The sequence below is a fragment of the Lacihabitans sp. CS3-21 genome (genome assembly GCF_024343675.1).
In the GTDB taxonomy this organism is placed as follows: domain Bacteria; phylum Bacteroidota; class Bacteroidia; order Cytophagales; family Spirosomataceae; genus Leadbetterella.
Window position 1 is genome coordinate 126947 of sequence record NZ_RJUD01000104.1, and the last position, 15151, is coordinate 142097.

At 36.8% G+C, this 15151-nt stretch carries 12 protein-coding genes; 4 read left to right on the forward strand and 8 right to left on the reverse strand.

Translation table 11 applies throughout. From position 1 onward, the window contains the following. Position 1 precedes the first annotated feature (1 nt). From EGI24_RS18215 to EGI24_RS18245, 7 genes are all read right to left on the reverse strand, one after another. Complete coding sequence (locus tag EGI24_RS18215; protein WP_255049988.1) at positions 2-640, reverse strand: bifunctional 4-hydroxy-2-oxoglutarate aldolase/2-dehydro-3-deoxy-phosphogluconate aldolase; 639 nt, start codon at positions 638-640, stop codon at positions 2-4. A gap of 2 nt (positions 641-642) precedes the next feature. After that, complete coding sequence (locus EGI24_RS18220) at positions 643-1677, reverse strand: sugar kinase (protein WP_255049989.1); 1035 nt, start codon at positions 1675-1677, stop codon at positions 643-645. A 3-nt stretch (positions 1678-1680) separates the two neighbouring features. Beyond that, positions 1681-3099, reverse strand: coding sequence for a glucuronate isomerase (gene uxaC, locus EGI24_RS18225; RefSeq protein WP_255049990.1), 1419 nt, complete (start codon positions 3097-3099; stop codon positions 1681-1683). A gap of 20 nt (positions 3100-3119) precedes the next feature. Continuing rightward, positions 3120-4769 carry a UxaA family hydrolase gene (locus EGI24_RS18230; protein WP_255049991.1) on the reverse strand — a complete coding sequence of 550 codons (1650 nt, stop codon included), beginning with the start codon at positions 4767-4769 and terminating at the stop codon, positions 3120-3122. Positions 4770-4981: 212 nt separating this feature from the next. Beyond that, entirely contained in the window at positions 4982-5416 is a 435-nt protein-coding gene (locus EGI24_RS18235) for a nuclear transport factor 2 family protein (protein ID WP_255049992.1), read from the reverse strand. Positions 5417-5565: 149 nt separating this feature from the next. Further along, the gene (locus EGI24_RS18240) at positions 5566-7995 is read right to left on the reverse strand and encodes a PspC domain-containing protein (RefSeq protein WP_255049993.1); all 2430 of its coding nucleotides are present in this window, start codon (positions 7993-7995) and stop codon (positions 5566-5568) included. Positions 7996-8001: 6 nt separating this feature from the next. Continuing rightward, a complete protein-coding gene (locus EGI24_RS18245) occupies positions 8002-8337 on the reverse strand; it encodes a PadR family transcriptional regulator (RefSeq protein WP_255049994.1) in 336 nt (111 codons plus the stop codon). Between the two features lie 169 nt (positions 8338-8506). Here EGI24_RS18245 and EGI24_RS18250 point away from each other — a divergent pair, with 169 nt between their 5' ends. Further along, positions 8507-8947 (forward strand): hypothetical protein, encoded by a 441-nt coding sequence (locus EGI24_RS18250; protein ID WP_255049995.1) that lies wholly within the window; start codon positions 8507-8509, stop codon positions 8945-8947. A gap of 69 nt (positions 8948-9016) precedes the next feature. On the opposite strand, the gene EGI24_RS18255 is transcribed toward EGI24_RS18250, so the two are convergent. Continuing rightward, on the reverse strand, positions 9017-11521 hold the full coding sequence (locus tag EGI24_RS18255) for a TonB-dependent receptor domain-containing protein (protein WP_255049996.1): 2505 nt from the start codon (positions 11519-11521) through the stop codon (positions 9017-9019). 221 nt (positions 11522-11742) lie between these two features. On the opposite strand from EGI24_RS18255, the gene EGI24_RS18260 reads away from it, so the two are divergent. From EGI24_RS18260 to EGI24_RS18270, 3 genes are read left to right on the forward strand one after another with little or no spacing between them, the layout of a single operon-like run. Then, positions 11743-12786 carry a sensor histidine kinase gene (locus EGI24_RS18260; protein WP_255049997.1) on the forward strand — a complete coding sequence of 348 codons (1044 nt, stop codon included), beginning with the start codon at positions 11743-11745 and terminating at the stop codon, positions 12784-12786. 3 nt (positions 12787-12789) lie between these two features. Next, positions 12790-13503 carry a LytTR family DNA-binding domain-containing protein gene (locus tag EGI24_RS18265; protein ID WP_255049998.1) on the forward strand — a complete coding sequence of 238 codons (714 nt, stop codon included), beginning with the start codon at positions 12790-12792 and terminating at the stop codon, positions 13501-13503. A 3-nt stretch (positions 13504-13506) separates the two neighbouring features. Beyond that, positions 13507-15054: a S10 family peptidase gene (locus EGI24_RS18270; protein WP_255049999.1), complete on the forward strand. Its 1548-nt coding sequence runs from the start codon at positions 13507-13509 to the stop codon at positions 15052-15054. Positions 15055-15151: the final 97 nt, after the last annotated feature.

Consider the following 15151-nt stretch of genomic DNA (forward strand, 5'->3'; position numbering starts at 1 on the left):
GTTAAGGTTGAATGAAAGAAAACAGTCCTTTCACTTTGGTTTTGAATATTTCTATGTCGTCCATGTCTTTGAAAAGTTGAGAACCCAATCCAACTGCATTTGCCCCAGCCCCAAACCATTCTTTTAGGCTACTTTCTGTAGGTTCTACTCCACCGGTTACCATTATTTTGACAGTTGGCATTGGGCCTCTGAGTGCTTTTACGTATGCTGAGCCAACTATATTTCCTGGAAAAATCTTCACCATTGACGCACCCAAAGATAATGCACTGTAGATTTCGGTAGGAGTCATTACACCTGGCACCCAAGCTATGTTATGTTTTTTACAAACTTCGCCAACTTCTTTAGTTGTGCCAGGTTGAACAATAAAATCGGCACCCAATTTTACGTACTTTTCTGCGGTTTCGGCATCTACAATTGTACCTATACCCAATATCATACCAGGACAATTTTCACGAACAAATGGCTGAATTTTTGAAAATACTTCAGCGGCATTTTTTCCTCTATTGGTAAACTCAAATGCTCTAATTCCTGCCTCATAACACGCTTTTACAATGTTTTTTGTAATTTCTATATCGGCATTGTAATAAACTGGTACTAGGGGTTTTTCAAGGACAAGTTGTAATATTTCTTCTTTTGTCATTATTATTGATTTACCAAAAGGGCATTTAAAATTTGAATCACATCTTCTACTTTTTGTTGAGTGGCATCTCCATATTCATTTAGTTTTCCGATGGCCGCCGCGGCCGCAAAATCTATGATTTCTTGTGGTGATTGTTCGTTGTAAAGTCCATACAACAAGCCTGCCATAAAACAGTCGCCGCTTCCTACTTTGTCTATTACTTTTTTAACCTTAAAATGTGGTGAAACATATAGGTTATTCTCCGTAAATATAGTTGTATAGTATTCTATTCCCTCATTTTGGTAGTCAAATCTAAAAGTATTGGCTACAAATCTACAATTTTCAAATTTTAGCAAAATTTCTCTTGAAACCTTTTCACATTCTACTAAATAATCTTCTTTAGAGGCATTGTTTATTTCTACTTCTGGATTAATCGAAGTACCTAACAGTTTATTTGCGGCCCAAAGATTACCCATAATGAGGTCACAGTATTGGGCTATTTCTGGCATTATTTCTATAGGTTCTTTGCCATATTTCCAAAGTTTAGAGCGGTAGTTGAGATCAACAGATACTTTCACACCTGCTTTTTTAGCTTCTTTTACGGCTTCTAGACATACATCAGCCATTTGTTTACTCAGAGCAGGCGTTATGGCACTTACATGGAGCCATTCTATGTCTTTTAAAAGTTCTGACCAATTTATTTGTTCAGTTTGTATAGATGCAAACGAAGAATGTGCTCGGTCATAAATTACTCCAGCATTTTTCAAATCTGCACCTTGAGGTAACATATAAATTCCGATTCGTTCCCCGCACCATTGCATTTTGGAAGTATCGATATTTTTAGACTCTAAATATTGGGCTATTTCTTCAGCCAGTGCATTTTTTGGTAACCCACTACAGTATTGCACGGGTATAGTCCAGCTAGCCAAAGCCATTGCGGTATTAAGTTCGGCACCTCCTACAAAGGTTGGAATACTTGCTTTTCGTATCCATTCACCTCCCATTTCGGGAGAGAGCCGAAGCAAAATTTCGCCAAATGTCAGAATCGATTTCCTCATTTCTTAGAATCCAAAATACGTTTTGGCGTTGTTGTAACAAATATTCTGAATGGTTTTTCCTATGAATGCCTGATCATTTGGAAGTTCTCCATTCTCAATGTCATTCCCATAAATATTGCACAATATTCTTCTGAAATATTCGTGACGTGGAAACGAAAGAAAACTACGGGAGTCAGTAAGCATACCCACAAACTGACTCAATAGACCCATTTGCGATAATGTGTTTATCTGTTTTTCCATGCCATCTTTTTGGTCAAGAAACCACCATCCAGACCCCCATTGAATTTTTCCAGCTACAGAGCCGTCATTAAAATTCCCTATCATGGTGGCCATCAATTCGTTATCGGCAGGATTTAAGTTATAAATTATCGTTTTGGTCAATTGGTCATATTCGCCCAATTTCCCCAAAAACTTTGACAATGCTTTGGCTTGTGACCAATCTCCAATGCTATCCCAGCCTGTGTCAGGTCCGAGAGTTCTCATCGCTTTTTTATTATTATTCCTTAAAGCACCGAGGTGAAACTGCTGAATCCAGCCCAGTTCAGCATACATTGTGCCCAAAAAGTGCAACATGGCTGATTTGAAAATGACAGCCTCAGTAACTGAAATTTCTTGTTTATTTAATGTTTTTTTCAGAATGGCATCTGCCTGTTCTTCTGTAAAATCTTCTGCATATATTTCCTCCAAACCGTGGTCTGATACTTTTCCGCCGTTTGCCGCAAAGAAATCTGCTCTTGATTTAAGTGCTTTTTTTAAATCCGAATAATCTTTGATTTCAAAGCCTACTATTCCTCCAAGTTTTTCAATAAATGAGGCAAAGTTTGGATTTTCTATCAAAATAAATTTGTCAGGCCTGAACGCCGGCAACATGGCTACCTCGGAGCCAGCAGATTTGGTGGCCAGTTCTTTATGATAAGCTATGTGATGTTCTAAAGAATCAAGCGGGTCATCTGTCGTGCAAACAGTCGTAACATTCATCTTTTTCAATAATCCACGAACCCCATATTCCTTTGTGGCAAGTTTGGCGGTGCAATTGTCATAAATTGCTTTTGACGAAGCAGGATTAAGCACTTCTTTTATATCAAAATAACGTTGTAATTCCAAATGAGACCAATGATAAAGTGGATTCCGCATGGTATTTGGAATGGTTTCTGCCCATTTTTCAAACTTCTCATAATCGCTTTTATCTCCAGTGCAATAAGCTTCGTTTATGCCGTTTGTACGCATGGCTCTCCATTTGTAGTGGTCCCCATAAAGCCAAGCATGTGTTAGGTTATTGAAATTTATATCGTTTAGTATTTGGTCAGGAGGAAGGTGATTGTGATAATCGATAATTGGCATTTCTTTAGCATATTCATGATAAAGTATTTCTGCCGTTTTGGTTTGTAAAAGAAAGTTTTCGTCTAAAAAAGCTTTTGCCATGTTCGTATCTAATTTTTTAATTATAAACTTACTCCCCTTTTCCAAGGAATAAAGTCATCTTGTCCGTTTGTAACTGCTTTTACTTCTTGTGTACCATTTGCGGCATTAATGACAAAATCTAAAATTCGACGACCTGCCTGCTCAATGGTTTCTTTACCTTCTATAATCGAGCCAGTATTTATATCAATGATGTCTGCCATTTTTTCGGCCAACTTGGTATTGCTTGATATCTTTATTACTGGTACTATCGGATTACCTGTAGGTGTACCAAGACCCGTAGTGAAAAGTACAATATTTGCACCCGAACCCACTTCTGCAGTTGTGGATTCTACATCGTTTCCTGGTGTGCACAATAAGTTTAAGCCTTTTTTAGTAACTTTTTCAGGATAATCTAAAACATCGGTTACTGGCGAGGTACCACCTTTTTTTGCTGCTCCTGCAGATTTTATGGCGTCTGTTATAAGACCATCTTTGATGTTTCCCGGTGATGGATTCATGTCAAATCCCGATCCTACTGCTTTAGCTCTGTTATTGTAAGTGGTCATCAAATGATTAAACTTTTCAGCGTTTTCGGTTATCATACATCTGTCGCTGAGTTCTTGTTCCACACCACACAATTCGGGAAACTCTGATAGTATCACAGTTCCACCCAAAGCCACCAAAAGGTCAGATGTATAGCCGATGGCTGGATTTGCAGAAATTCCTGAAAAACCATCAGAACCTCCACATTCAAGGCCCAATACTAATTTGTCTAACGATGCAGGTTTTCTTTGTATTTTATTGGCCTCTATGAGTCCGGCAAAAGTTTGTTTTATGGCATTGCTTACTAAAAGTTCTTCAGTACCCAGTTGTTGTTGTTCTAGAAAGTAAATAGGTTTCTGGTTCATTCCACCACGTTTTTCTATTTCTTCTTGCAACATGTAATATTGTGCATTTTGACAGCCCAGACTCAAAACCGTTGCACCTGCCACATTTGGATGTGTTATATATCCCGCCAAAAGTCCACACAAAGCTTGAGCGTCTTGACGTGTGCCGCCACAGCCCATGTCGTGGGTTAAGAATTTTATTCCATCAACGTTCTTAAATATTTTTTCGGAGGCCGAGTTTTCGTTTCCATCTATTTCTACGGATAGTATTTCTTCTATATTTTTACCTGCAGAATAAAGGTCTATTAAACTTTTGGCGTAGTTTTTATATTTCGTCTTTTTGCTATAACCCAAGTCATCCACCAACGCTGATTTCATGATGTCCAGGTTGCGGTTTTCACAAAAAACCATCGGCAATACAATCCAATAGTTAGCAGTTCCAACTTCGCCATTGGCTCTGTGATAACCCATAAAAGTACGTTTGCTAAACTCACTTACATCAGGTATCTGCCAGTCGGTATGTCTTTCACCCAAGTTAAACTCGCTTGCGGCATGTTTAACATTAAAAGTTGTTATCCACTCACCTTTATTGATTTTTTGTTGGGCTTTACCCACCAAAACGCCATACATATAAATCTCTTCACCAGCTTCAAAATCTGATTCTGCAAACTTGTGTTTGGCTGGGATATCACTCGTTAGCTCGTAAGGTTTTTTGTTGTATTCTACAATTTCTCCTTTCTTGATGTCGCTCAAGGCAACGATTACGTTGTCATTTGGGTGAACTTTTAATACTCTATTGCTCATATTTTGATGTCTCCTTTTAGCAATATATGTTTATTTTATTGCCTAATTTTTGGAAACTCAAATCTATGCAGATTATTTAAAATAAAATTCCAATGCGATTCTTTTTTTAATACTATTTTGACAACTTTAATCAAAAAGGTGGAATTCTAGTGTCATTTAGTTTAAAATCTAGTAAAAAAGGATTATTTAATAGAATATTTCAAAGAAAAAATTTAAAGGTACTTCACGGCTTGTCTGCCCAATAGCAACCAACCATTTTTACCTTTTGTAAAAACCAACATTACTTTAATGTTCACCTTGGCAGGTTGTTTTCCTTTGTCCATTGACTCTGCTATAAGTAGATGCCTTACTACTGCAGTTTTATCTACGATTTCAATTTTTACATCCGAAAAATCAAGAGAAGTGAAGTCAGATACGCCGGTCAAAAATGCGTCCATAAATTCTTTTTGGTTTTCTATTTTCCCATTTGAATGACCATAAGTTAAATTGGGATGTGATATAGATTTTAAGCCCGATTCAGTAGGGTTTAGCATCTGAATCCTCAAGATTTCTAATGCATTTTGAACGGCTAATACATCTTTGTTTTGACCAAACGATGCTGCTGAGGTTAAAACAGAAAATAGAAAAATTGCCAGAATAGACTTCATTTTATTTAAGGTTTAATTGAATTAATAGCCGAAGCTAATCTGAAACTTTGATGGTATCAATAATTACATCCAAAATATTTATGCAATCGTTATAAAATAAAAAACCCCGAAGAGAAACTCCGAGGTTTTTTAAAGATAAGAAGTAACTTCTAATCTCTTTCTATTACGCTTCCGCCACTGGTGTCAGACCTCAAGTCTTTTATTTTACTTAGTTTAGCTACACTTGCACCGTGTGCTTCAACATCTGCTTTTTCTACTTTTAAGCCTTTTGCATCTAATTGCGATGCTCCAGAAAGATTGGCTTTTAAAGCAGTTGCTGAACCTTTTGTAATCAGTTGAGATGCCCCTGAAGCATTGATATCTAGTGTTTTAGATATTATATCCATGGCCACCTGTGATGCTCCAGATAATTCAACATTCAAATCGTTAAGGTTTTCAAATCCCAATATTTTTGCTTTTGCAGCACCTGAAATATCAAGATTTTCTAGGGTATTGGTCACGATGTAAATATGAACTTCTGAGTCATGATCTCTGAACGGATCATCATACTCTATCTCCAAAGTAGTTCCTTTTACCTTTGCCTCGATGTTATCGAGTTCTTTCTGATCGTTGCTGTAAATGTCCACCGAAGTTTTATCTCCATGTTTGATGGTCACAATAAAGTTTGAACCAAAATCAATATTCTTAAAGCTTTCTACAGTTACAGATTTATGAAACTCACCATGGTCATTGAAATCTTCTCCTCCAAAAGAGCCATTGCTGCCATTTCTGTCTAAAGCTTCTCTTTCATCTTCGGTCAAAACTGGGCAATCCGCACAAGCAATTTCACCACTTTCATCCATCAAAAAGGTGTATTTCTCAATATTGTCGCTGTCAATTCCAAACTTAGCGTCGAGATTCCATGATTGACTATACACTCTTCTAGCAAACTCTCTAGACATTTTAAACTTTTTGTTTTTCGGAATAAACAAAGTGGCTTCCACTTTCTGATCACGAAATACATTTTTGTCTTTCATGGTGAAGTTTTCTGGGAAAATAATCACTGAATCTCTTTGTGCAATCAAATATGAAATATCTTTGGCCAAAGACAATGCTTGTTCCTTTGATCTTCCATGCGAGCTATATTTGGTTTTTAAAGTCAGACTTGCATTTTCAGAAGCTTCAAGAACAACCCTTGTATCGAACACATCGTCTTCATCTTCATCTCTTTCAAGGGCATCCAAATAAAGTGTGCCATTCGGCAATGTCAAGGTGGTTTCATCTGTATAACCATTTAATTTGGAGAAGTTTAGGGCATATTTCGAACCAACTGCACTTATTCCTACCACACCCATTAGCCAAAGTGCCAACATGGTCAACCAGAAATTCCTTTGTCCGCTCAATTGTCCAGTCAGAAGTTTTATACCTATCAAGACAATCGCAATTGCTGGGATAAATAGGGCAAGGAATCCGAAGAAACCACCCAAAGGAGGCAAGTCTCTGCTCAACATTCCTATCACATGATCGCCTGAAATCCAATCTTTGCTCGATATCAATCCGTAAAAAACTCCGGTAGTAACAATGGCTGCAAAGCCAAACGAAGCACCTATTATCATGAGTAATAAGCCTATGAACATTTTCACCAAAGTGCCAATTGGCCCCAAAATTTTACCCAATGCCTTCAAGATTATTCCAATCAACCTGAATGGGAATAGTAAAAGTTTAGCAAATACACTTTCTTGTCTAGGTGATTCTGAAAGGCTGTTTGTTTTGATAGAAGATTCAATATTTTCAATGGTTACGGCCTGTCCTTTGAGTTCCATTTTCTGTGTAATTGTAACAGCGTTAGGTGCTACAATCCAGAATATGATGTACAAAATTATGCCTATAAAGAAAAATCCACTTACTACAAAAAGAACACGTACCAAAACCAAATCCATTCCCAAATAAGAAGAAAGTCCTGTGGCAACACCACCTAGAACTTTGTTTTCGGGATTTCGGTAGAATTTCTTTACATTTTTAACTTCATCCAAGTCATTTCTTTCTGGAAATGCTATCCAGCAAACGAAATAGGCTATGAAAATGAAGAATCCAATGCCCAAGTCAATCAAACCGAAGCCTAGAACTATAAACAGTATTCTTGCCCAAACCACGTCGAATTCAAATCTGTGTGCAAGTCCTGCCAACACGCCGGCAAGAGCTTTATGTTTGCTGTCGCGGTAAAACTTAGTTGGAGGAATTCCTGTTTCGGTTTTTTGTGATTCTTCAGACTTTGGCTGTTCTGTTTTACCAAAAGAAGTATCTTCAGTGGTTTCTTTAGACAAATCTTCGTCTTCCTTAATGGCCTCGAAGTCAGAAACGGTTCCCATAGACTTGATGATTTTGTCTACATCGTCAATTTCTATCGCACCACCGTTTTGATTTTTTTCGTAGAATTTTTCTGCAATTCTAGCCTCAATATCTTGGGTGATTTCATCGCAACTTTCGTAGCTCGAGAAATACTTTTTTATGGCTTCGAGATACTGGCTAAGTTTGTCGTAGGCATCTTCTTCTATGTTAAAAATGAGCCCACCAATTGTTATTTGTAATGTCTTTTTCATATTTGTTTATTTTTGAGTTTTGGCAATGATAGATTTAACTGACTCTGCAAGTTCTATCCATGTATCATCCAAGCCTTCAAGGAAATTCGTTCCTTTTTCGGTCAGAATATAATACTTACGAGGCGGTCCCGAAGTTGATTCTTTCCATTGATAATCCAATAGTTCGGCGTTTTTGAGTCTAGTTAGTAATGGATAAAGCGTTCCTTCCACTACCATTATTTTTGCATTGAGCAGTTCATCCAATATCTCAGAGGCGTAAACTTCGCCTCTAGATATAATCTGCAAAATGCAATACTCCAAGATGCCCTTCCGCATTTGTACCTGTGCATTTTCTAAATTCATAATCTTGTTGTTTTAGTCATTTTCTTAAAAAGAAATTATAGCTTTTTCATAATTGATGATGCAAATATATAGTATAGTACTTTGTTATGCAAGATACTATATGAAATATTTTAAATTTTTTTTAAAAAACTTGTAATATGTGGGCCAAATTAGTTGTTGGTAAGGGTATATGTTGAAAATTTCAGAGTATTTAGCGGTTGCTTTAGCAGCCACAATAAAGTTTGTAGGTGGCCCATTGGCAGGAGTGGCATTTAAACTTAGCTGGTGGGAGACTAGTATTTTTTCGTCTTTGGGCATGATGCTTACGGTCTTTCTGGTAGTTTATGGTGGCGAAATCATCACCAAACTCATCACCAGATTTAGAGGCAATAAACCCAAAAAGATATTTAGCCGAACCACACGTATAGCCATAAAAGTAAAATCAAAATTGGGTTTGTGGGGCATAGCATTACTTACTCCATTTATTTTCACTCCAATTTTGGGAAGTTTCTTAGCCCTACACTTCAGATTTAACAAGGTAGAAATACTTTGGAAGATGTTGATGTGTGCATTGTTTGCTGGAGCTGTGCAAACGTGGTTTTTTTATTTTGTTAAAAGTTGGTTTGTTTAAAAAAAAGAAACTTGCCAAAAGCTTGGCAAGTTCTCCATCTATTAACCTAAAACCTATATTAAGTACATCTTAATTGCGACCAGCCGGTGCTCCACCACCTTGCTGACCAGTGGTCTCACCGCCACCATCTTTTACGTCATCATTTTTCACACCTTTTGCTCTTTTCTTCGGCATCATTGCATCTACGCCCATTTTACCCAATTTGTATGAAAGATTCACACTTACTCCTCTGTTAAACATATAATTTACACTGTTTTGCGTAAATAAAGGTGATTCCATTGTAGTCTTTATTTTCATAGAATTTTGAAGAAAGTTCTGCGTTGAAACGCCGATGCTTCCCTTTTTATTCTTAAATTCTTTTCTCGTACCAAGTGAATAGAAACCGAAGCCTCCTTGGCGTCCCATTGGCAATACTCTGCTACCTCTTGCAAAACTAAATGCTTGTACCTGCCATCCTTTTTTTAGTGTAATGAATGTCATTAAACGTCCGTTGTGGTTCCAACCTTGGTTGGAAACTGGTATTGAAACCCCACTTGCGGATGTAGTTTGACCTGTAATATAATTGTAAAACGACTCTATTCCTGCGTTTATCATCCATTTGGAAGTAAGACTCAAATTGCCTGAAAAGTTTACTCCGTATGCTTTGTCATTTCCAATATTTTGAAAAGTTGTTATCACCACCCCATTCTCTGTACCAGACGGTGTAGCTACTTGCGTGATGGCATTACCAGTCATTCTAGTGAAAAGCGACATATTCAAATAAATCTTTTTGATACTGGCACTTACGCTCGCCTCAATGTTGTCTGTCAACTCAGGTCTCAATTCTGGATTTCCTTGTTGAATATTTTGCGGATTTACAAGGTTCACGTTGGGGTTTAACTGTTGTAATCCCGGACGTTGAATTCTTCTATTGTATCCTGTTTTAACTGTATATTTTCCGCCAAAAGTTTTCGAGATATTAACATTCGGTACCAAAATGTTATATGGCTCAATATCAATATCTGTCGAGTTGTTTTGTGTTGCAAAAATATCCGTGATTTCATATCTTGTACCTGCCTTAAAAGTGTATTTGCTTTTAGTGGTATAAGTGTAAGCCAAATAAGCAGCACCAATGTTTTGGTTATAATCTAAGGATCCATTAGGTCTTTTTGGATCATTTATTACTGAACCACCTACCAAATAGCTAAAGTCACTATTCACTTCTCTAAAAATTCCTTTTCCACCAAATTCTACCAATTGATTCTTTTTGATAGGTGTTTGATAATCAACTTGCACCGTGTATTCTTGATTAATATTATCGTTTCTATTGGTAAGAGCCAGTTTTTCAAGTTCGGCATTTCCAAGAGGGGTATTGGTAAAATCTGAGTTTGCCGAACTTCTACTATAAAGTGTCGAGATACTTAGTTCTTTTTGTGGTTTAATTACGTGCAAATAATCGATGTTGAAATCCCAACTGTTAGATGGATTATCAGAAATTATTCTTTGGTTGGTATTGCTCAGCTGCGTTAGGTTTTGGAATCGTTCGATTGTCAAATCTTGGTCTCTATTGAAACTTCTTGTTCCAAATCTCGCTCCTGCTGAAAGTGATTTGGTTTTAGAGATGTCATAATCAGCACCTAAAGTGTACCTTCCAAATACCATTTCGTCTCTGGCATTTCCTTTTTGACTCGTACGATAAGTATTTTCAGTACCTTTTGTGATTTGTTCAAACGTAGTTTCTGATGGGTTAAAGTTAGCCCTTCCAAAACCACCTAAAGTCATTCCAAATTTACCAGTTCTAAGACTTCCGTTCAGTCCTAAGTTAGCACCTCTATTTCCACCGCCGATGTCAGTGTTAAGGCTATATCCCTCTAAATTGTTCTTTTTGGTGATAATATTAATTATGCCCGACGAACCTTCTGCGTCATATTTAGCTGATGGCGAAGTGATTACTTCAACAGTTTTTATCTGGTCGGCTGGAATTTGCTTCAAAGCATCTGCAATACTCGCCGCCATAATTGTTGAAGGCTTGTTGTTAATCAAAACTCTGATGTTTGAACTTCCTCTTAAAGAAACGTTTCCGTCAAGGTCAACAGATAATAATGGTACTTTTCTTAGAATATCCGCTGCATCGCCGCCTTTGGCTGTAATGTCTTTGTCGGCGTTATAAACTAGTCTATCTACTTTCTCTTCTATCACAGCACCTTGTCCTGTAATCACAACCTCGTTAAGTAGCTTGGCATCTGTACTAATAAAAATATCTTTCAAAGTTAGCGTTCTATTTTTGGCGGTGATTTCTTCCAAAAATACCAATTTGTCTTTAAAGCCTATTGAAGAAAATTTTATGGCAAACTTGCCATTTGGTACATTCTTGATTGTAAACTTGCCTTTTTCGTCTGTAAGTGTTCCGTCTATTGGTTTTACTAGATCAGTGGTTTTGTACAAAGATAAAGTAGCAAATTCTACCGGAGTTTTGGCTATACTGTCTATAAGTGTTCCAGAAATTTTCCCATCGCCGCCCTGTGTGGCAGAGGGCATTTGAGCAAACACAAAAGTCGTTATAAAAAATAAAATTGAAGTGAAGTATTTGGTCATAAAATAGTTTTTGATAATAATTCGAGAACAAATTTAACATCAAAAAGTTTGACATTTCCGTGAATTAGATAAATGAATGTATAATGAGGATAAAAGGTCAATAATCGATGATTTTATGATTATACCATGAAAATAATTCTTAAATCTATTCAATTACATTTTTGGTCTTGTATTTAATTTTATTCGAGAAAAAAATGTAAAATTGCATACTTACAAATTCTATGACGGTGCAAATCACAAGTAAAAAAATATCGAGCGATTTACTCTTTAGGGTATTATTTCATGTCATTTTTTGGTTTTTTTGGTTGGTGTTACCCATCCTCAACTCCATCATGGATGATGACAAAAGTCGCTATGAATGGTTAATTTTGACACTTCCATTGGGCTTTTTTACAATGCCTTTTTTCTACTTCAATTCCGAATTTTTAATTCGCAAGTTTCTACATAAAGGCCAGCTGACCAGCTATATAATGAGTCTTTTGGTCATGTTTTCGGTTTTTTTGTTCGCTTTTTACTTACTCAAGGATTATTTAGTAGACAAATACCCCATTCGAATTTATGACTCTCGCACCCTTTTTCCTGTTCTATTCATAATTTCTATGAGTACGCTCTATGGTTTTGTAATATTTATGATCGGACAGTCTAAAAAAAACCAAGAAGAGCAGGCTGAAAGATTAAAGTCAGAACTGTCATTTTTGCGTTCGCAGATTAGTCCACATTTTATTTTCAATGTCTTGAACAGTATCGTGTATTTAATCAGAACCAAATCAAAAGAAGCGGAAAGTGTGACGCTTGAGCTATCAAACTTGATAAGGTATATGCTTTATGAGTCAGAAAATAAGCAAGTTTTGGTAGAAAAAGAAGTTGGATACCTTGAAAATTATGTAAAGTTACAGAATGTCAGATTTGGCGAAGATGTAAAAATTGATTTAAAATTGATAGGCAATCCCGGCTCTATGATGATAGAACCAATGCTATTGATTCCATTTGTTGAAAATGCATTCAAACACGGCGTTGGATTTGTAAAAGACCCCAAGATTGAAATTTTAATAAAAGCCTCTGAAGGTGAAAAGTTTGAGTTTTCTGTAAAAAACCAAACGAGCAACGAAAGGAGAGAAACCAAGGATCCCAACTCTGGAATTGGTATAAAAAACGTCACAAGAAGAATAGATTTATTATATCCTGATGCACACAAACTTGAGATGAAACAAGAAAATGGTTTTTTTGAAGTATATTTAGAACTAGATTTAAAGAATAAAGCCTAAGACATGAACTCCAAAATAAGATGTATAGCCGTCGACGACGAACTTTTAGGCAGAAAACTACTAGAAGAAAATATCAATCAATTGCCTTTTTTGGAATTGGTAGGCACTTGTAAAAATGCTTTTGAAGCAATTGAGCTAATTGAAAATGAGAAAATCGACTTGATTTTTTTAGATATACAAATGCCTGGGATGACAGGGACAAAATTACTTGAAAGTATGGTTACTAAGCCAATGGTAATTTTTGTTACGGCCTATGAGCAATATGCCGTTGAGAGTTACGATCTCCAAGTAGTAGATTATCTCATGAAACCCGTTAGTTTCGAAAGATTTACCAAAGCAGCCCTTAAGGCACGTGAACATTACAGGCTGGCGAACAGTGAAGGAACAAATGAAGAACAAACCTACATGTTTGTAAATGTAGAATATTCTTTGGTGAAGATCAACTTTGACCAAATAACCCACATTGAAGGCTTAAAAGATTATATTAAAATCTATGTAACCAATGCTGTCCATCCAATTCTTACAAAATCTACCCTAAAAGGAATAGAAGAGAAGTTACCATCTAAAAAATTCTTGCGTGTTCAAAAATCTTTCATAGTGAATCTTGAAAAAATTGAATCCATTAGAAATCATAGGATTACGATTGGGAAATATGAAATCCCTGTAAGCGATAGCAACATGGAAAGCCTCTTAGAAGCAATAAACTATAATAAATAAAAAATGAAGAAAAATTTACTTTTGGGCCTTTGTTTTGGATTAACTGTCCTTGCAAATGCTCAACAAAAGAAGGCAGAAACTGCTCCAATCGCTGCTGCCACACCAAAGGCAGAAGAAAAGCCTCAGGTTTCAAGTTCTAGAGTACTCAATCCAGACATGAGTGTGATTACCAACGGCGAAGTAATGATCAAAGGCCAAAAAGTGCCTTATAAAACTACCGCCGGAACCATACCAGTTTGGGATGAAGCAGGTAAAATTATAGCTTCCTGTTTTTATACTTATTACGAACGTAGTGACGTAAAAGATAAAGCAAGCCGTCCTATAATATTTTCTTTTAACGGTGGACCAGGCTCTGCATCGGTTTGGATGCATATAGCTTACACAGGTCCTAAAGTTTTAAATATCGATGACGAAGGTTACCCTGTGCAGCCTTATGGTTATAAAGACAATCCTTATTCTATTCTTGATGTGGCCGACATTATTTTTATTGATCCGGTAAATACTGGTTTTTCAAGAATAGTAAATCCAGAAACACCCAAATCTACTTTTTTTGGTGTAAAAGCAGACATAAAATATCTTTCAGAATGGTTAAATACTTTTGTGAGCCGAGTAAACCGCTGGTCTTCTCCGAAATATCTAATTGGTGAAAGTTATGGTACAAACCGAGTGTCTGGAATGGCTCTTGAGCTGCAAAGTAGTCATTGGATGTATCTGAATGGCGTAGTGTTGGTTTCTCCTACCGACTTAGGCATAAAACGTGACGAAACCATGGGCGATGCTTTGCGTTTGCCGTATTTTGCTGCTGTGGCGTGGTATCACAAAGCTTTGGAAACCTCCTTACAAAGCAAAGATTTGACGGCTTTTTTGCCAGAAGTGGAGGATTTTACTGTTAATCAATTGATTCCGGCGTTGGCCAAAGGGGGATATTTGCCTGAAAACGAAAAGAAAGCATTAGCGACTAAAATGTCCAAATACTCAGGTTTATCTGAGGATGTTTTGATGAAAAATAACCTGAAGATTTCTCTTAATTATTTCTGGAAAGAATTATTGCGTGATAGAGGATTTACTGTTGGTAGGCTTGATTCAAGATATTTGGGTATTGACTCAAAGGATGGCGGAGAAAAACCAGAATTCAACGCCGAGTTAAGTTCGTGGTTACATTCATTCACACCACCTATCAACATGTATTTGCGTGAAGAACTCAAATTTAAAACTGATCTAAAATACAACATGTTTGGCCCAGTTAACCCATGGGAGCGTGATGACGTTAATCTCGGAGAAAATCTAAGAGCAGCTATGGCTGCCAATCCATATTTGCATGTGCTTACTCAATCGGGATATTACGATGGTGCTTGTGATTATTTTAATGCCAAATACAATATGTGGCAAATGGATCCAAGTGGTAAAACCAAAGAAAGACTAAGCTGGAAAGGCTACCGTTCTGGCCACATGATGTATCTCCGCAGAGAAGATCTTCAACAAGCCAACGAAGACCTCAGAGAATTCATAAAACAAAGTACACCTGCTGTTGGTAAGGCTGCTAAGTATTGATTTTGAATGTTTTATATTTATAAAAGCGATGCTTCGGTGTCGCTTTTTTTGCAATTAGATTTATCCAATATTGTTTCCCAAAATGAACCTATTGCAT

Excerpts from the sequence above, each read along its gene's own strand:
- EGI24_RS18255 (WP_255049996.1), bottom strand. The coding sequence starts at position 11,521 with ATGACCAAATACTTCACTTCAATTTTATTTTTTATAACGACTTTTGTG.
- EGI24_RS18265 (WP_255049998.1), top strand. The coding sequence starts at position 12,790 with ATGAACTCCAAAATAAGATGTATAGCCGTCGACGACGAACTTTTAGGC.
- EGI24_RS18230 (WP_255049991.1), bottom strand. The coding sequence starts at position 4,769 with ATGAGCAATAGAGTATTAAAAGTTCACCCAAATGACAACGTAATCGTT.
- EGI24_RS18220 (WP_255049989.1), bottom strand. The coding sequence starts at position 1,677 with ATGAGGAAATCGATTCTGACATTTGGCGAAATTTTGCTTCGGCTCTCT.
- EGI24_RS18245 (WP_255049994.1), bottom strand. The coding sequence starts at position 8,337 with ATGAATTTAGAAAATGCACAGGTACAAATGCGGAAGGGCATCTTGGAG.
- EGI24_RS18260 (WP_255049997.1), top strand. The coding sequence starts at position 11,743 with ATGACGGTGCAAATCACAAGTAAAAAAATATCGAGCGATTTACTCTTT.
- EGI24_RS18240 (WP_255049993.1), bottom strand. The coding sequence starts at position 7,995 with ATGAAAAAGACATTACAAATAACAATTGGTGGGCTCATTTTTAACATA.
- EGI24_RS18270 (WP_255049999.1), top strand. The coding sequence starts at position 13,507 with ATGAAGAAAAATTTACTTTTGGGCCTTTGTTTTGGATTAACTGTCCTT.
- EGI24_RS18235 (WP_255049992.1), bottom strand. The coding sequence starts at position 5,416 with ATGAAGTCTATTCTGGCAATTTTTCTATTTTCTGTTTTAACCTCAGCA.
- EGI24_RS18215 (WP_255049988.1), bottom strand. The coding sequence starts at position 640 with ATGACAAAAGAAGAAATATTACAACTTGTCCTTGAAAAACCCCTAGTA.
- EGI24_RS18250 (WP_255049995.1), top strand. The coding sequence starts at position 8,507 with ATGTTGAAAATTTCAGAGTATTTAGCGGTTGCTTTAGCAGCCACAATA.
- uxaC (WP_255049990.1), bottom strand. The coding sequence starts at position 3,099 with ATGGCAAAAGCTTTTTTAGACGAAAACTTTCTTTTACAAACCAAAACG.